General features: G+C 71.3%; 16 protein-coding genes. 5 read left to right on the plus strand and 11 right to left on the minus strand.

The features are described from left to right. Positions 1-18 precede the first annotated feature (18 nt). The 7 genes from IG98_RS46990 to IG98_RS0118040 form a co-directional block, all read right to left on the minus strand. Positions 19-813, minus strand: a complete 795-nt coding sequence (locus IG98_RS46990; RefSeq protein ID WP_030913245.1) for an alpha/beta fold hydrolase — start codon at positions 811-813, stop codon at positions 19-21. After that, positions 810-1,715 carry a Rieske 2Fe-2S domain-containing protein gene (locus tag IG98_RS0118015; RefSeq protein WP_030913248.1) on the minus strand — a complete coding sequence of 302 codons (906 nt, stop codon included), beginning with the start codon at positions 1,713-1,715 and terminating at the stop codon, positions 810-812. Before IG98_RS0118015 ends, IG98_RS46990 begins: the two co-directional genes overlap by 4 nt. Next, the gene (locus IG98_RS0118020) at positions 1,715-2,917 is read right to left on the minus strand and encodes a flavin monoamine oxidase family protein (protein ID WP_084195439.1); all 1,203 of its coding nucleotides are present in this window, start codon (positions 2,915-2,917) and stop codon (positions 1,715-1,717) included. The genes IG98_RS0118015 and IG98_RS0118020 overlap by 1 nt, the downstream gene beginning before the upstream one ends. Beyond that, positions 2,907-4,097, minus strand: coding sequence for a cytochrome P450 (locus IG98_RS0118025; RefSeq protein WP_030913252.1), 1,191 nt, complete (start codon positions 4,095-4,097; stop codon positions 2,907-2,909). Before IG98_RS0118025 ends, IG98_RS0118020 begins: the two co-directional genes overlap by 11 nt. 31 nt (positions 4,098-4,128) lie before the next feature. Continuing rightward, positions 4,129-4,980 carry an ABC transporter permease gene (locus tag IG98_RS0118030; RefSeq protein ID WP_037970656.1) on the minus strand — a complete coding sequence of 284 codons (852 nt, stop codon included), beginning with the start codon at positions 4,978-4,980 and terminating at the stop codon, positions 4,129-4,131. Then, positions 4,977-5,930, minus strand: a complete 954-nt coding sequence (locus tag IG98_RS0118035; protein WP_030913256.1) for an ABC transporter ATP-binding protein — start codon at positions 5,928-5,930, stop codon at positions 4,977-4,979. Before IG98_RS0118035 ends, IG98_RS0118030 begins: the two co-directional genes overlap by 4 nt. 99 nt (positions 5,931-6,029) lie before the next feature. Next, entirely contained in the window at positions 6,030-6,416 is a 387-nt protein-coding gene (locus IG98_RS0118040; RefSeq protein WP_030913258.1) for a hypothetical protein, read from the minus strand. A gap of 250 nt (positions 6,417-6,666) precedes the next feature. On the opposite strand from IG98_RS0118040, the gene IG98_RS0118045 reads away from it, so the two are divergent. Genes IG98_RS0118045 through IG98_RS0118055 form a run of 3 tightly spaced genes read left to right on the plus strand, consistent with a single transcriptional unit; the run spans position 6,667 to position 9,172 of the window. Continuing rightward, positions 6,667-7,983, plus strand: coding sequence for a cytochrome P450 (locus IG98_RS0118045; protein WP_030913261.1), 1,317 nt, complete (start codon positions 6,667-6,669; stop codon positions 7,981-7,983). Beyond that, a complete protein-coding gene (locus IG98_RS46995) occupies positions 7,980-8,957 on the plus strand; it encodes a class I SAM-dependent methyltransferase (RefSeq protein ID WP_030913263.1) in 978 nt (325 codons plus the stop codon). The genes IG98_RS0118045 and IG98_RS46995 overlap by 4 nt, the downstream gene beginning before the upstream one ends. Positions 8,958-8,986: 29 nt before the next feature. Beyond that, a complete protein-coding gene (locus tag IG98_RS0118055) occupies positions 8,987-9,172 on the plus strand; it encodes a hypothetical protein (RefSeq protein ID WP_030913265.1) in 186 nt (61 codons plus the stop codon). 108 nt (positions 9,173-9,280) lie between these two features. Here the strand turns inward: IG98_RS0118055 and IG98_RS45005 are convergent, their stop codons facing one another. After that, complete coding sequence (locus IG98_RS45005) at positions 9,281-9,967, minus strand: hypothetical protein (RefSeq protein ID WP_169750132.1); 687 nt, start codon at positions 9,965-9,967, stop codon at positions 9,281-9,283. A gap of 32 nt (positions 9,968-9,999) precedes the next feature. Further along, positions 10,000-11,634, minus strand: coding sequence for a hypothetical protein (locus tag IG98_RS0118065; RefSeq protein ID WP_030913269.1), 1,635 nt, complete (start codon positions 11,632-11,634; stop codon positions 10,000-10,002). Between the two features lie 270 nt (positions 11,635-11,904). Here IG98_RS0118065 and IG98_RS0118070 point away from each other — a divergent pair, with 270 nt between their 5' ends. Further along, positions 11,905-12,495: an RNA polymerase sigma factor gene (locus tag IG98_RS0118070; protein ID WP_030913272.1), complete on the plus strand. Its 591-nt coding sequence runs from the start codon at positions 11,905-11,907 to the stop codon at positions 12,493-12,495. Next, complete coding sequence (locus IG98_RS0118075; RefSeq protein WP_030913274.1) at positions 12,488-13,480, plus strand: CU044_5270 family protein; 993 nt, start codon at positions 12,488-12,490, stop codon at positions 13,478-13,480. The genes IG98_RS0118070 and IG98_RS0118075 overlap by 8 nt, the downstream gene beginning before the upstream one ends. Positions 13,481-13,490: 10 nt before the next feature. Here the strand turns inward: IG98_RS0118075 and IG98_RS0118080 are convergent, their stop codons facing one another. Together IG98_RS0118080 and IG98_RS0118085 are read right to left on the minus strand one after the other, a co-directional pair. Then, entirely contained in the window at positions 13,491-15,068 is a 1,578-nt protein-coding gene (locus IG98_RS0118080; protein WP_051752359.1) for an aldehyde dehydrogenase (NADP(+)), read from the minus strand. A gap of 62 nt (positions 15,069-15,130) precedes the next feature. Next, entirely contained in the window at positions 15,131-16,861 is a 1,731-nt protein-coding gene (locus IG98_RS0118085) for a dihydroxy-acid dehydratase (RefSeq protein WP_030913278.1), read from the minus strand. Positions 16,862-16,874 lie beyond the last annotated feature (13 nt).

Genomic DNA, 16,874 nt, shown 5'->3' on the forward strand with positions numbered 1-16,874 from the left:
AGCATTCTTACAATCAGGTCAAGCAGTGTCTACTCTCTCAGATAACGCCAGTCCCGCAAATACCGCTTCAGCTGACATCTCTGGACATTCAAGCAGGGGGAGGTGTCCGGAGTTATGAATCGTATGAATGTTGCATTGTGCCACCATCTTTCCCAGCATTTTGGCATTGTCTACGAAGACAGGCATGTCCGAATCTCCGATGATCACCGTGGTCCTGGCCCTGATCCGGATCAGATCCTCGGCCGAGTGCCGATGCGCGGTGAGCCCCGCCATCGCCCCGCTGTCCAGCTCGGCCCAGGAGTGCCTGCCGATCACCTCGCGTAGCCGGGCCCGCAGTTCTGGATGGGCCTCGGTGCCGCGGAAGATGTCAGGCGGGGAGCTCATCCACAGCTCGGCCATCTGCTCCCGCGCGCCGCCCGCCCTGCGCACCATCATGAGCTCCAGGTAACGCCGCCTGGCCGCGGGGTCGGGTGGCGCACCGCCGAGCGTCGGTGCCGCGAGCACCAGGTTCCGCACCACCTCGGGCGCCTCCAGGGCCATCTGCAGCGCGACGCAGGAGCCGAAGGAGAGTCCCACGACCCGGTCCGCCCGCTCGGCCGAGGCGATCTCGGCCAGCCGTACCGCCAGGGCGGGCAGCGTGACACCGGGCCGCAGCGGCTCGGAGCCGCCGTGACCGGGGAGATCCACGCCGATGTGCCGCCAGCCGGGCAGCAGCCTCCACAGCGGTTCCCACAGGGTGAGGTCCATGGTGTAGCCGTGCACCCACAGCACCGCCGGACCCGTCCCCGACTCGACCACGCGCAGCCCGTTCACGCCGGCTCCCGAAAGCCCGCGCAGAACCCCCGGTAGGCCACCACGGCCGCGTCCCCGCCGTCGAAGCGGGGCACCACCCGCGGATTCAACCGTTCCCAGACCACCGCGTCCTCGGCCAGCGCCCGCTCGCTGCCGCTGATGAGCAGCGGCAGTTCGCCCTGCTGCTCGGGGCGGACGCCGATCGCCACCCGCGCCACGCACCCGCCGCTCTCCCGGGGCACGGCGGCGGTGACGATGACCTGCTCCCACCCCGGCGGCCCGAACCGGGTGACGACCACGCCGGGACTGTAGGCGCATGCCAGGAAGCGCGCCCGGGTGACCGAAGGACCGGAGGCGCTCCCCGGCTTGGCCCCCATGACGAACTCGCCCTCGATGATCAGCTCGCCCTCCTCCCCGTCCCGGTGCGCCATCCCGCGGAGCCGCGGCACCTTGTGCACCTCGGTGAAGTGGTCGATGTCGAAGGCGTTCTCCACGATCATCACCGGATCGACGTCCACCGGCTTGATCACGGCCGCGGTGAGCGGATGGGTCCCGCCCAGTTCCTTGAGCGCCCGGGTGAGCCCCCGGTCGTCGTCAGGGGTGTCCGAGAGCCGTACGAACACGGCATCGCCGGAGACGATCACGTGGTGCTCGCGTACCGACCACCGCCTGGTGGTGTCGCCCAGTGCGATCCGGCGGCCGTGGAACGGGCAGATCAGGCAGTCGCCCGAGAGCCGTCCCCCGTAACCGAGGTGCGCGCCCCGATGCGGGCAGTCGGCGTCGAAGACCCGGATCCCCGTCTCGTCCCGCACGGCCACCAGCCGCCGGGTGCCGATCTCCAGGGGGGTCACCTCGGCGGTCAGCTCGGAGGTGAAGGCCGGTAGGTACCAGCCGGAATGCGGTGTCCCCAACTGCGCTGTCATCAGCCCATCGCCTCCAGGAGCCGGTCGGCGGCGAGCACCCCGCTGGCGATCGCCCCCTGAACCCACGGCAGTCGCATTCCCGAGACCGTGGCCTCGCCCGCGAAGAAGAGTGTGTCGGCGACCGGCTCGGCCCAGCGCGCGGGAGCCCGCTCGGCGCCGAGCAGCGGCGCGGTGAACGCACCCCGGCTCCACGGGTCGGCTCCCCAGTCGGCGATCCGCCGCTCCAGCACCCGGGCCCCCGCCGCCCAGGGCAGCGCCACCGTGAGCATGGCCGACAGGTCGGGACCGGTGGCGGCCCGCACACAGGCCGCCGCCGCGTCCTTGGCCACGATCAACGCCTCGGGGCGCCCCTCGCGGCAGCTCACGAAGCCGCTGACGCCGTCCGCGTCGAACACCGACGCGGTCTCCGGCGCGGGCACCGACAGGGTCGCCACCACGCAGCAGCCGTCACCCGCCGACAGCTCCCGGGCAGCCTCGATCTTGTGCTCGGGCAGATCCTTGATGGTGAGGGTGCCGTAGGTCACCACGGCGGGCGGCACGGTCACCACCACCCGCTCCGCCTCCACGGTCCCGGCCTGCGTCAGTGCGGCGACCCGCCCCGGCGACCAGCCGAGCACCTGGACAGGGCATCCGGTGTGCACCTCCAGCCCCGCCGCCAGCCGTCGCGGCAGCAGGTCGAACCCGCCGAACACGATGTACTCTCCCGATCCGCCGTCGTCCCCCCGATGGGCCGCGGCCACGCCGGCGGCGCTGAGCCGCTCCGGGTCCGCGGCCCAGATCTGCCGGAACCACTCGCTCGCCACCGGGTAGGGCCCGCCGACGTCGCCGAGCCAGCCGTTCACCGACCCGCCGGCCCCGGCGCCCTCCGCGCTCAGCCTGGCCTCCAGCAGCCAGGGCGGATGCGGCGTGCGGGCCAGCGCCCCCATGGGGCGGCCCACCCGCCCGCTGATCACCCGGGCCGCGGTCGGCCGCGGCGCCGTCCCGGTCTCCACGAGCCCGTGGACGGGGTTGCGGTCGCCGTGCACGACCTGGGCGCCCAGCTCCAGCGGGGGCCCGCCGTCCGCGGGCCGGAAGGTCCGTATCCGCCCGCCGATCCGTGACCTGGCCTCGACGACCACGGTGCGCACCCCGGCCCTGGTCAGGCGGTCGGCGCAGGTCAGCCCGCTGACGCCGGCGCCGATCACGAGAACCTCAGTTCGCATCCCCGCCTCCCAGCCGCACCGGGAGGGCGCGCAGCCGCCGGGGGATCAGCGTGCCGGCCCAGGCCGGCTCCGGATCGGCCAGCGACGCGGCGGGGAACCGCTCGGCCAGCCGGGCCAGCAGCACCGCCCCGGTCTGCCGGACGAGTTGCGCCGCCAGGCAGAAGTGCGGCCCTCCGCCGAAGGCCAGGTGCGGGTTGGGCGTCCGGTCGAGCACCAGCTCCCCGGCCCTTTCGAAAACGGCCGGGTCCCGGTTGGCGGCGGCCACGACCGCCAGCACCCTGGCCCCCTGGGGCACCTGCCCGCCGGGCAGCGCCACGTTCCGGATCGCGACCCTGGCGGTGAACGGAATCGGCGCTTCCAGCCGCAGCAACTCGTCCATCGCGATGCGCGCCGGCTCCCGGCCACCCTCGCGCAGCACGGCCAGCGCCTCGGGCCGGGGCAGCAGCCAGTACAGCGCGTTGCCGATCGCCTCGGCCAGCGGCTGCCACCCGCCCACCACGGCCAGCCCGAGCACCCCCAGCATCTCCCGCCTGCTCAGCCGGTCGTCGGCGGCCAGCCGGGCCAGCGGGCTGGGCGGCGCGGACGCGCAGTGCGCGTCCAGGAACCGGGTCAGCTCTGCCATGGCCGACCTGCCCAGCGCCGCCACCTGCGGCCCGGCCAGCGGGTCCAGATTGATCGAGGCAGCCTGGGCGAGCTGCGCGAAGACCCTCCGGTCGCCCTCCGTCAGCCCGAACAGCCGCAGGAAGACCGAGGTGGCCAGCGGGCTGCCGATCTCCGTGACCCCGTCGACCATGGACCGTTCCGCCAGCCGGTCGAGGAGCCCGTCCACGTCGGCGGCGATCGCCTCGGCCACCGACGCGATCGCCGCGGGTCCGAGCAGCAGCAGCCCCGGCGCGCGCAACCGGGTGTGGTCGGGGGGGTCCGTGGTGAGCATCGACGGCGGCAACTCCTCGTCGCGCGCCCGCCCCTGCTGACCGGCACTCGCCGAGAAACCCTGGTCACGCAGTACGGCGGCGCAGTCGGCGTGCCCGGTCACCAGCCAGAGCCGCGACGCCGCGTCGTAGTGGACCGGAGCGCGGGCGCGTAGCCAGTCGTAGGCCGGATAGGGATCGGCCCGTCCCGCGGGGGAGAAGGGGTGAGCCAGGTGGGCAGGAAAGCGGATCTGGGTGCCTACCGTCACGCGTCAGTCTCCCTTGCGATCGCTTACCTGATCAGCGCACACGCGCGCTGCGCCAGCCGAACGTCAGCGCGGTCAGTAGCAGGCCGCCGACCGCCCACAGTCCGAGGACCAGCGCGATGCGGCCGAGTTCCCACCCGCCCGCCGGTTCCACCACGGTGAAGGCGTCCGGCAGGAACACCGAACGGAACCCCTGCGCCATCCACTTCACCGGGAAGAGCGCGGCCGTGTTCTGCATCCACTCGGGAAGCTGGTGAAAGGGGTAGAAGACCCCGGAGATGAACTGCAGCACCATGAACACCGGCGTCACGATCGCCGCGGCGGACCGGCTGTTCGGGATGGCCGCGCTGTAGGCGCTCCCGGCCAGCGCGCAGGTGACGGTACCCAGCGTCAGCACCCAGCCGAGGGTGAACCAGCGGTGCGCGGTGCTCGGCCAGGGCAACCCGAACGCGGTCACCGCGATGCCGAGCAGCAGCACCGTCTCCAACACGGTGGTCACCACGACCTTGACCAGCTTGCCGATGAAGTAGGCGGACTTGGGCATCGGCGTCATGGCCAGCCTGCTGATGAGGCCGGTGTCCCGCTCGATGGCGATGTTGATGGCCAGCCCGGAGAAGGCGGTGCTCATCACACCGGCGGCCACGATGCCCGCCATGAAGACCTGCCGGAAATCGGTCTGGGTGCCCTCCACCTTGCCGGTGAAGATCGTGCCGAACACCACAAGCAGGATCACCGGAAAGAAAAGGGTGAAGACCAGGGACTGCCTGTTGCGGAAGAATGACTTCAGCTCGACCGACGACCGGGCGGCACTGGCCCGCCACAGCCCGGGGAGCAGCCCCTCCCCGAGTTCCTGGCCGGGGGCGCGAACGGAATCGGTGACGCTCACTTGTTCTCCTCCGGCTGTTGTCGATGCTGGTCGATGAGGTCGAGGTAGATCTCTTCCAGCGTGGGACGGTGCACGATCAGCTCGGGCAGCTCGGCCTCGGCCCAGGACGCCAGCAGGCTCACCAGTCCGGTGGGTTCCGAGGTCAGCACGGTGACCAGGTCACCCGCGCCCGTCGGTCCCGGTTCGAGCACCGCGCCACGGGGCAGCTCGGGAAGTTCCCGGCTGGCCAGCGCCTCGGAGCGCCGGAACGACACGGCGGCCGAGGTCGTCGCACGTCCCCCCAGCTCGCCCGGTGGTGCGCAGGCCACCAGCCGGCCGCCCGCGATCACACCGACCCGCGCGGCCAGCGTCTCGGCCTCGTCCAGGTAGTGGGTGGTGAGCACCGTGGTGCAGCCGCGGGCGGAGAAGAACCGCACCAGGTCCCAGGCCTCGCGGCGGGCGACCGGATCGAGCCCGGTGGTGGGCTCGTCCAGAAAGATCAACTCGGGGTCGCCGATCACGCCGACGGCCACGTCCAGACGACGCTGCTGGCCGCCGGAGAGCTCGGTGGTCTTCTTCTTCTCGTACGTGCCCAGGCCGACCATGTCGAGCACCTGCGTGGACGGCAGCGGCCTGGGGTACATGGCGGCGAACTGCCTGACCACCTCACCCACGGTGAGATCGGGGTAGGCGCCGGTCGATTGGCTGACCACCCCGATACGCGCCCGCCATTCCCGGGGGTCCCTGGCCGGATCCTGGCCGAGGACCTCCACGTCTCCACCGCTCCGCCGCCTCACTCCCGTCAGTATTTCGACGGTCGTGGTCTTTCCCGCGCCGTTCGGCCCGAGCAGGGCGAACACCTCGCCGCGGTGTACCCGCAGGCTCAGATCGGTGAGCACCAGGTGCTCTCCATAACGCTTGTTCAGGCCGGTGACGGCGACCGGGTCATTTTCCGCGGCGGCGGAAACCATCGACTTACTCCTCCGATGGAGACGGGAACGGGAACGGCATGGCGAATTTGGAAACCCGCTGAATTCAGCGAATTCGGTGAATGTTGGGAACGCGGTGGATCAGGTGCAGCAGCAGCACGGGCAGCAGCAGTAGTAGCAGGCCTCCGCGGAGGCGGCGCCGGCCGCGATGTCGGACAGGTCGCCCTCGCTGAGCTCGGCCGCGTCGACCACCGGGGTCTCGGGGATGTGGAGCTCGTACTGACCGGTCGCCTGGCCGACCTCCCAGAGGCCGACCTGGACGTCCAGGTTGCCCTCCTCGTGCCCCTCGGGGATGTGGCGCACGATGACGATCTCGGCGTCCTCCGGGATGGTCAGACCGGACTCGGCCAGCGCGGCGCGCGGGTCCGCGTTCAGCCGGGCCGCGTACTCCTCGTCCGACCAGGCGGTGATGAGGGTGCGGGTGTAGGCGTTGATGAATTCTGCCCGCTCCTGCGGTTCGAGCGCCATGTCATTCTCCCTCTGTTTGTTTACCGCTGCTTTCTGCGTCGGCAACTGAAAGGACTGTCGCATGGCGCACGGCATATACCAAGACTTAAGTTATTCGCCATTGATGTAAGTATTGATACCTTCATCAACGCGGTGTTACATTAGCAGCATGCCACAGTACGGATGTGCTCATCAATGACATTCAATACGTATATCCGGTACTCGTGAATACGTATCGGAGATACTTAAGCACCGTTAAGCGGAGGCGTCGGTGACGACTACCAGCACGCAGCTGCCCCCGGGCCCGCCCGGCCCGGTGGACATGGAACGTATGCGTAGTGACCCACTGGGGTTCGTGACCGGCTTGGCCCGGCACTACGGGGACGTCACCGGCCACCATGCGAACGGCGAGACCGTGTTCATGGCGCACCGCCCGGATCTCGCCCGGCACATCCTCAAGGACAACGTCGGCAACTACACGAAGGAGAACACGCCCGACGACCACATGCTCCGCCCGCTACTCGGAAACGGCCTGCTCACCAGCGACGGCGCGGAATGGGCGCGGCAGCGCCGGCTCTGCGCCCCGGCCTTCCGGCGCAGCGCGGTCGCCTCCTTCGACCAGATCATCACCGACGAGACCTCGGCGCTGCTGACCCGCTGGCGGGCCGCCGCGGAGACCGGCGCACCCCAGCCGATCGACCACCACCTCACCTCGCTGACCCTATCGATCCTGACCCGCGCGGTGCTCGACGTGGACCTCGGCGCGGCGGGCGACGGGTTCGGCCGTGCGGTGGACGCTGTCAATCGCTTCATCGGCCACTACGTACCCGACCCCGATCCCGATCCGGTGGACACGAGCCGCCGCCGGCGGGAGTACGCACGCGCCCGCGCACTGCTCGACATGATGACGCGCACCGTCATCGCCTCCCGCCGGGCCGCTCCCGCCGCCACCGGCACCCTGCTCGACACCATGCTCGGCGCGCTGTCCGACGCCGACCTCCGCGACCAGGTACTGACCTTGATCATGGCTGGTCACGAGACCACCGCCAAGGCCCTGACCTGGACCTTCTATCTCCTGGACCGCCATCGGGAGGAGGCGGAACGGGTCCGGGCCGAGGTCGACCGGGTGCTGGGCGGACGCCCGCCCACGGCCGCGGACCTGCCCGACCTGCCGCTCTGCCGCCGGGCCGTACAGGAGGCGATGCGTCTGTACCCGCCGGTCTGGCTGATCTCCCGCCGCGCGACCGGCCCCGACGAGCTCGACGGCCATCCGGTACGGCCGGGCACGCTCGTCTGCGTCAGCCAGTGGGTCCTGCACCGCGACCCCCGCTACTGGGACCGCCCGGATGCGTACGTACCCGACCGTTTCGACGGCGCCGACCTCCCGAGTCATCTGTACCTGCCGTTCGGCGGCGGCGAGCGCATCTGTATCGGCCAGCACCTGGCGCTGATCGAGGCGACGCTGGTCCTGGCGATGCTCTCCCAGGCGGTACGGCTGACGCTGGAACCCGGCTTCCCGGTGGAACCGGAGGCGCTGGTGACACTACGGCCGAAGCACGGCATGCGCATGATCGTGAGCCCCCGATGACCACTCTCCCCACGCCCCCGCACCCCCCGGCCACCGTCACCGACCGCGGCGCCGCTCCCGGCACCCCGATACCGGACTCCGGTCCTTACCGCCCCGCCACCCCGCCGGAGCCGTACGCGGATCCGGCAGGCCCCGCCGGCCGGCCGGATCCCAACCCCCCGACCCCGAACGCCGGTTCGTACAACCCCGCCACCACCACCGCGGGTGGGCTGGCGGGGGAGCTGGCGCGGCTGGAGGCGCAGGCGGAGCTCTCGTTCGACGAGGAGCTGAGCCTGCTGCGCGAACTGGGCCTGACCGCGTCGGGCGGCCCGCTGGTCGAGATCGGCGCGGGGTCCGGCGCGATCACCAGGCGCCTGCGGCAGGCACTGCCCGAGTTGTCACTGGTCGCGGTGGACATCGACCCGGACCTGCTCGCCCATGCCGACGGCGCCGGTGCCGAACTGGTCGTCGCCGATGCCGCCGACCTGCCGCTGGAGACGGCGAGCGCGCAGTACGTACTCCTCAGGTACGTCCTTCAGCACCTTCCCGATCCCGCACCGGCCCTCGCCGAGGCACGCAGGATCCTCCGCCCCGGTGGCCGCATCCTGGTCACCGAGGTGGACGCCTCCTGCTGGGGACTGGCCGACCCGGTCTACCCGGAACTGGTGGGAATCCACGCCAAGATGGCGGCGACCCAGCAGGCCGCCGGCGGCGACCGCACGATCGGCCGCCGTCTCACCCGCCTGCTCCGGGACGCCGGCTTCACGGAGATCGCCCTTCGCCCGTTCGCCACCACCAACGACACCCGACCCACGGATGACTTCGCCCCCCACCTCGGCCCAGGACGGCTACAGCCGCTCGTGACGGCCGGAGTGTTGTCGCTCCGCGAGTTCGCCCTCGCCGCCGACCGCTGGAACCGGTTCCGCGCAGACCCCAATGCCTGGGTGATGCTCCTCGGGTTCACCGCAGCCGGTACCGCCCCCGACGCTCCCTGAGAAGGCCGTCGCCCCACCGAAGGAATCCAGTGAACACCAACGTCAAGATCTTCATCACGATCTTCTGCTACATCAGCGCGGTGATGGGCCTCGTCACCGCCGTCATCCAGGCCAGCACCACCCCCGCCAACACCCCCGGAGCCATCGGCTCCGGAGTCGTCGGCGGCATCTTCCTGGTGGCCGGCGTGGCACTGAGCCGCAAACCCCGCTACTGAAACCGTCCGCTACCCCGCGCCGGCCGCGCGGCGTGTCCGGGTCGCCGGATGATCGAGCCCAGGGGTCTGGCCGACGACCCGCACGTCATCGACAGGGACCCCGCTCCCTTAGTCGGGTGACCCCGGGGTCGTGGGCGCGGGGGAGCAGCCGTGGGTCACGAAGTAGATCTCCGCGGAGATCGACCCGCTCGGAGCGGAGAGGTCGTGGAAGTCACGGGTCACGGCCGTTCCAAAGGTACCCGGGTACGCCGCGAGGATGGCCGCGTTGACCCTGGAGGCCAGGTGCACGCCGCCCCTGGCGCCACCGTCGGAGCCGAAGGTCAGCAGCATGCCGACGCGCCGTCCGGCGAGTCTGTCCCGGTGCCTGCGTAACTCCTGGCGGACCTGCGCGGCCAGTACGCCGTCACCGGCGCCGGGGGTGACCCGGAACGAGAGCGTGACCGGTTTCGCCCGGACGCCTCCGACGAGGCCGGTGCAGGGGGACGGCGAAGGGCCGGGCTTTTCCGGGCTCTTCTTCTCCGGGGGCTTCTCGGGCCGGCCCTCTCTCTCCGAGGTTCCCTTCTCCGGCGGCTTCTCGGTCGGTGACTTCTCGGTCGGTGACTCCTCGGTCGGAGGTTCTTCGGTCGGAGGTTCTTCGGCCGGGGGCCGGGTGGAGTCAGGCGGGGACTGGAAGGGCGCCGGTTGGAACCGGGCGGTGTCCGCCACAGGGTCGGTGGGTGAGAGGGGTGGTGCCTGCGCTCCCAGCATGATGATCGTGAGCCCGAGCAGCAGGTCGGCGAAGAGCCAACCGGCCATCAGGGTCGTGGTGGAGGTTCTTCGGCGGGTGGTCACAGCGGAGTCCGGGTTCTCTGGCGTGAGTCCGGGTCGTCGTCACCGCTGCCGTCTGTTTCGTTGTCGCCGCCGTCGGCTCGGACGTCTCCGCTGTCCCCGCCGCCGTTGGGGCCCTCGCCGTTGCCGCCGCCCTCGCCGTTCTCCCCGTTCTTGCCGTTCTTGCCGGGACCGCCGGCCGGGAGAGCCCAGAGGCCGTCGGCCGGAAGCCGCAGCCGGGTGCCCGCCTGCTCCGAGCCGGTCGTCTCGCGCTCGGCGAGCTCCCTCGACGGCAGGTCGGCCAGCGCGCTCGCGAGCGCGGTGGGAAGCCGGTCTAGCGCCTCCCGCGTCCGCTCCAGCAGGGCGACCGTCTCGATGGTGGTGTCGATCCGGGAGGCATGGGTCCCGGTGGCGGCGGACCAGCTCTCCAGGGCCTCCCGGATCTCCGTACCGGCACCTTCGAAGGTCCGGTGAAACTCCCTGGCCGTGCCCGCGATGGTGTCGGTGACCCGTGCGCCGAGCAGGCTGACCGCCTTCTCCGCCGACGAGCCGACCGAATCGATCGAGATGGCCGCGCGGTCGACGGCGTGACTGATGCCCGCCGTCGCGCCGACCAGCTCGTTGATCCGGAGGTCCAGGCCGGAGACGCTGCCCTGGACCGAGCTCACGGACCGTACGAGTTCGTCGTTGAACGCCTGGCGCATGTCAAGGGTGGTCCGGGAGATGGTCGTCGACAACTGGTTCCCGACATCGGTGACGGCCTGGCCGGCCGTGGACCCCGCGGTGTCGATCACGGCCGAGAACCGGGCCACCGCCGCGGCGAGGTCGTCACAGGTGCTGTTGACGGCGGCCAGGTGCCCGCCCAGGTGCTCGACGGCGTCGCGCACGTCGATCGCGCTACCGGCCAGCGCGTCCGTGGTCTTACGGGTGGCCTCCAGGGTCAGGGTGAGCGCCTCGACCAGCTCGGTGTGCACCTTGCGCGCCGTGGTCCCGACGAAGCCGATGTCGGCCGCCGCCCTGTTGAGCTCGGCCCCGAACCGCTCCGGTGCGGAGAGCCGTACCTGACCGAGTACCAGGCTCGCCTCGGTCAGCGCCCCGCGGAGCCGGACGCGGAGGGCACGGAGTTCCCGCTCCGCGGCGTCCTCCCTGGTGTTCCGCGTGATGTTCTCGAACACGGTCCAGCAGATGAGGCAGAAGATGGCCGCGAGGGTGCAGAGCGCGATGTTGTCGAACTCGAAGACCCCGGGCAACCTGCCGTCGAAGCCCTGCTGCCACATCTCCAGGAAGGGCCGCCGGGCCGCGTTCAGGCCACCGGCGGCGAGGACGTCGCCGTAGGCGCCGGTGGCCATCATCAGGCCGAGCCAGGTGATGAAGATCGGTACGAAGACGAGGGCGGGGCCGATGGCGCCGCTGAGCCCCCGTCGCCATCCCGGCCTCCTCGGCGAGGACGTGCTCTCCGCCGGTTCCCCGTCCACCAGGATGGTGTCGTCGGGGGAGAAGGCGGCGAACAGGTCGATCTCGCACCAGTGTCCGGCCATGTCAGGATCGGTGACCGCGTCCGCGAGATCGCGTAGCTGGTCCTGACGGGCCGCCAGGTGGGGGTGATCGGCAAGCTCGCGAAGCTCGCCGGCGAGCTCCAGATCCGTCACGGACAACCGACATCCTCTCCTGGTGGCGCTGAGCGCCTTTTCGGCAATCCGGATGGACCGATTCACGCCTCCGGGAGGCGTGATCATTTTGGCATATGGCGCGCATGTCGGCGGAAAGAACGGTCCGGTGCGAAGGAGGGCACGCCGAACCGACGACGGCGGGCGCGGACGGTGCCGTACGGCACGGTGGGTCAGGCCCGTGAAACGGAGGCGTGGAGAACTCGATCCGCGGCATCGGGTGAAAGAGAGTGACCGGACCCAGGAAACGGAGTTCGCTTGAGCGCGGAGACAGATCTGGACGACGCGGAGGTGATCAGGCGTGCCCGGCGTGATTCCGCCGCTTTCTCGGTGCTGTTCGACCGACATGCCCCCGCCCTGCACCGTTACGTGACGCGGCGACTGGGGGACTCGATGGCCGACGACATCGTGGCCGAGACGTTCCTCACCGCCTTCCGGCGGCTCGGGCGCTACGACACCGACTACCGCGATGCCCGCCCCTGGTTGTACGGCATCGCCGCCAACCTCATCGGCAAGCACCACCGCGCCGAGGTCAGGGCGTATCTCTCGCTGGCCAGGACCGGGGTGGACGAGGTGGCCGAGAGCTACGCCGACCGGGTGGAGGCCCGGGTGACGGCCTCGGCGGCGCAGCGCGATCTGGTGAGGGCACTCGCCGCGTTGGCGTCGAAGGATCGCGAGGTGCTGCTGATGATCGCCTGGGCGGATCTCAGCTACGAGGAGACGGCGCGGGCACTCGGCATCCCGATCGGCACGGTGCGCTCGCGCCTGCACCGCGCCAGGAGGAAGACCCGTGAGGCCCTGGGCGGGGTCGATCCGTCCGCTATCTCGGAGGAGACCGGCCGTGGATGACCTGGAACTGCTGAGCGAGCTGCGGGCGAACGCGCCCGAGCCCGATGCCGACCGTCTGCGCGCGCTGCGGGCGCGTTCCCTGCGGCGCCGCCGGATGCGGCCGGTGCTCTCGCTGCCGCTGGCCATGACGGCGGCCGTCGCGGTGATCGCGGCGGTGGCCGTGGTGGTGCACGACGACGAACGGCCGGTCGCGCGGCCACCCGGCACCGCGGAGGCGACGCCGGTGAGCGCGGAGGTCATGCTGAGGCAGGCGGCGCTGATGGCCGAGAAGCGCCTGCCGGACGGCATCTCGCCCCGTCCCGACCAGTGGCTGTACCGCAAAAGCGTCGTCAGGCAGCCCGCCGACAGCTCGGTCGAGACCCAGGAGTACTGGACGCGCTACGACGGCACCCGGCAGGCGACCAGGCTGGGCCCGCGCCCGATGGAGACACGGACCATCGAGCCGGACCCGGGCAACGACGACCTGTCCCCCCGGCAGTACGCGGCCAGGCTGGCCAAGCTGCCCACCGACCCGGACCGGCTGCTGGCCCACGTCAGAGGCGACAGGCACTGGAAGGACAAGCCAGACGAGGAGCGGGGTCTCGATGAGCCCGCGGACGCGCGGGCGTTCCGGGTGCTGTCGGTCTACCTCGGCCAGGAGGTCTACCTGCCGCCCAAGCTGGAGGCGGCGATCTTCCGCGCTCTGGCCAGGATTCCGGGAGTCCGGGTGGACCTCGGCATCCGCGACGCGGCGGGCAGGTCAGGTATGGGCATCGCCTACGAGGTCGGGGCTCCGGGCTTCGGCACGCGGCGCGACGAGAACGGTCAGGTCACCGAGCGGTCCTACGTCATCCTCGACGGCACGACCTATCGCTATCTCGGCTCGCGGACGGACTACCTGCGGGACCAGCTCATCAACGGCGCGGTGGCCTTCCCGCAGGGGAGCTTCTTCGCGACCGCCGAGGTCGCGGCGGGGATCGTCGACGAACCCGGACAGATCCCCTAGTGCGACTTCTTCACCCGACCGTCGGCTCGGGCCCCGTGCCGACGGCGGGAGTCCACTCGGAGTCGACCAGGCGGGGGAGACCGAGCGGATTGAGCTCCCGCAGCGCTGCCGGTAGGACGGCGTCGGGCGTGTTCTGGTACGACACCGGTCGCAGGAATCGACGGATCGCCGCAGGTCCCACGGAGGTGTGGGCGGCCGAACTCGTGGCGGGGTACGGGCCGCCGTGGTGCATGGCCTCCGTCACCGCGACCCCCGTGGGGTAGTCGTTCCAGACGATCCTCCCGGCCCTGTCGGCGGCGAGGGCGACCACAGGGTCAAGGGCGTCCCCCGGTTCGGCGTGGATGGTGAACGTCAGGCTGCCCGGCAGGAGGTCCAACATCGACAGGAGCTCGGCCGGTGGACCGAATCGGACCACGACGGACGCGGGGCCGAAGTGCTCCTCCCGGAGGTGCGGGCCGGCGAAGAAGGCGTCGGCGTCCGCGATGACCAGGGTGTTCTCCAGCTCGACGGCCGACAGCCGGTGGCCCCCGGCCGCGAGACGCACTCCCGGTGTCGCGCACGCTTCCTCAAGCGCGGAGGTCAGCGACTCGGCCATGCCCGCGCTCAGCATCGGCCCGCGGCCACCGGCGAGCAGCTCCCGGCGGAGCGCGGCCACCAGCGCGTCACCGGGCTCTCCCTCGGGAACGAAGAGGAGACCGGGGCTGGTGCACATCTGGCCGGCGCGGGTCAGCAGCGATCCGGCCAGTTCGGTCGCGATCCGCGCGCCGCGAACCCTCAACGCGGATTCGAAGATCACTAATGGGTTCACGCTGCCCATTTCCGCGTAGACCGGGATCGGTTCCGGGCGGGCCGCGGCGAGGTCGTGGAGCGCCCGTCCGCCGCCCGTCGATCCGGTGAAGCCCACGGCCTTGATCCCCGGCTCGGTGACCAGCCGGCGGGCGACCGCGTGGGAATCTCCCTGGAGCAGGGAGAACGTGCCAGGAGGTGCGGCCACATCGCGCAGGGCGGCGTGGACGGCCTCCGCGCACAGCGTCGAGGTGACCGGGTGCAGCGGGTGGCCCTTGACGACGACCGGGCACCCGGCGGCCAGAGCCGACGCCGTGTCGCCGCCGGCCACCCCGAAGGCGAGGGGGAAGTTGCTGGCCTCGAACACCGCGACGGGACCGACCGGCACGTTCATCCGGCGCAGGTCGGGGCGCGGCGGGCGGGCATCGGGATCCGCGTGGTCGATCGTCGCCTCAAGGTGGCGACCGGTGAGCACCAGGCGGGAGAACATCCGGAGCTGGCCGATGGTGCGTACGGACTCTCCCTCCAGGGCTGGCACGGCGAGGCCCGTCTCCAGGTGGGCCGCGGCGACGATCTCGTGGCTCCGGTGCTCGAATGCGTCGGCGACGGCGTCCAGGAGAGCCGCCAGCCGGGACGGCCGCCAGGTCCGCAGCGTTCGGTACGCGTCCGTGGCGGCCGCCACGGACGCCGTGACCTGGGCCGCGGTGGTCTCGGGAATCGAAGGACCCTTCTCGCCCGTGAGGGGAGACGTCGCACGGAAGGTCGTCGGCTCGGCCGTCTGGCCGGGGGCATGAGGGGGCATCGGAGCTGTTTCCTTGGGAGTGCGATTCGGACGAGGCCGCACGAAGGCGGCCTCGTAGATCTTCAAGAACGCCCCACGACGGGTTCCACGAAGCGGCGGTGTTCAGGGGTCGGCGCCTGGAGGAAGTCGAGATCACATCCTTCGGGCGCCTGGGTCACGTGGTCCTGGTAGAGGCGAGGCCAGCCGCGTAGATGCGGGGTGCGGAAGGGGTCGGCGAGCCGGCGGCGCGCCTCGAACTCCGACTCGGAGACATCGACCTGGAGCAGACCGGCCTCCACGTCGAGTTCGATCATGTCCCCGTCCTGGACCAGCCCGAGGGGGCCTCCGGCCGCCGCCTCGGGTGCCACGTGGAGCACGCAGGTCCCGAAACTCGTCCCGCTCATCCGCCCGTCGCTGATCCGCACCATGTCCTTGACCCCGGCCGCCGCCAGGCGCGCGGGAATCGGGATCATCCCCCATTCCGGCATTCCGGGCACGCCCTTGGGGCCGCAACCGGTCAGCACGAGGACCGTGTCCGCGCTGAGCGGCAGGTCGGGGTCGTCCAGCCGCCGCCGCAGATCGTGCCACCCCCGGAAGACGAGGGCGGGGCCACGGTGGCGGAACAGTTCGGGGCTCGCGGCGGCGGTCTTCAGGACGGCTCCGTCCGGGGCGAGGTTGCCCCGCAGCACGGCGATGCCGCCGCGCTCCCGGACCGGGGAGTCCAGACTTCGGATCGCGCCGCGCGGGGACCCGCCGGTAGCGGCGACGTAGTCGCTCAGCGGGCCTCCGGTGACCGTCGTCGTCCGAAGGTCGAGATGGTCGGCGATCTCGGCGAGCAGGGCGGGCAGCCCGCCGGCCCGGTCGAAGGCGTCCATCAGGTATCGCCCCGACGGCGACACGTCGGCCAGGACGGGTACTCGAAGGCCCAGTTCCTGGAACCGTTCGAGAGGGATTCGCAGTCCCAGCCGGCCGGCGATCGCGCAGAGATGGATGACGGCGTTGGTCGACCCGCCGATCGCGGCGAGCACCGTGACCGCGTTGTCGAAGGCGGCCAAGGTCATGATCGTCGAAGGGCGAAGCCCCTCCTCCACCATGGCCACGACGCGGCGACCGGCCTGTTCCGCCCCCACCCGGGCGCGCGGGTCGCCGGTCGGGATCGACGCCGTTCCGGGCAGGGACATGCCGATGGACTCGGCGAGCAGCGCCATCGTCGACGCCGTCCCCATCGTGTTGCAGGCGCCGGGACCGCAACCGAGGCAGCGTTCCAGCGCGGCCCAGTCCTCCGGGCTCAGCAGGCCGTTGCGGTACTCCTCCCAGAGCCGCCACAGGTCCGTCCCCGCGCCGATCGGCCTCCCCCGGAAGGTCGCGACCGGCCGGGACCCACCGGCGACCTGGATCGCCGGGAGGTCCGCGCTCGCGGCGGCCATGAGCTGGGCGGGGATCGTCTTGTCGCAGTTGCCCAGCAGGACCACCCCGTCGATCGGGTGGGCCCGCAGGGTCTCCTCGACGTCCATGGCCATGAGGTTGCGGTACAGCATGGCGCTGGGCTTCATGAGGTCCTCGCCCAGGCTGATGGTGGGGAACTCCAGGGGAATTCCCCCGGCGGACCGCACCCCTTCCTTCACCGCCTCGGCGAGGTCGCGGAGTCCCTCGTTGCAGGGGTTGAGGTCGCTGACGGACTGCGCGATGCCGATGACCGGCCGGGGGTCGCCGGGCGAGACGGCGATCCCCAGCGACCCGAGGGCGGCCCGGTGCTCGACGGCGACCTCGTCGTCACCCTCGAACCACGCGGCGCTGCGCAATGACGGCGTCACGGCCGGGACCACC

Source organism: Streptosporangium amethystogenes (assembly GCF_000721075.1).
In the GTDB taxonomy this organism is placed as follows: Bacteria; Actinomycetota; Actinomycetes; order Streptosporangiales; family Streptosporangiaceae; genus Streptosporangium; species Streptosporangium amethystogenes.

Excerpts from the sequence above, each read along its gene's own strand:
- IG98_RS0118080 (WP_051752359.1), bottom strand. The coding sequence starts at position 15,068 with ATGCCCCCTCATGCCCCCGGCCAGACGGCCGAGCCGACGACCTTCCGT.
- IG98_RS0118040 (WP_030913258.1), bottom strand. The coding sequence starts at position 6,416 with ATGGCGCTCGAACCGCAGGAGCGGGCAGAATTCATCAACGCCTACACC.
- IG98_RS45005 (WP_169750132.1), bottom strand. The coding sequence starts at position 9,967 with ATGGCCGGTTGGCTCTTCGCCGACCTGCTGCTCGGGCTCACGATCATC.
- IG98_RS0118035 (WP_030913256.1), bottom strand. The coding sequence starts at position 5,930 with ATGGTTTCCGCCGCCGCGGAAAATGACCCGGTCGCCGTCACCGGCCTG.
- IG98_RS0118015 (WP_030913248.1), bottom strand. The coding sequence starts at position 1,715 with ATGACAGCGCAGTTGGGGACACCGCATTCCGGCTGGTACCTACCGGCC.
- IG98_RS0118020 (WP_084195439.1), bottom strand. The coding sequence starts at position 2,917 with ATGCGAACTGAGGTTCTCGTGATCGGCGCCGGCGTCAGCGGGCTGACC.
- IG98_RS46995 (WP_030913263.1), top strand. The coding sequence starts at position 7,980 with ATGACCACTCTCCCCACGCCCCCGCACCCCCCGGCCACCGTCACCGAC.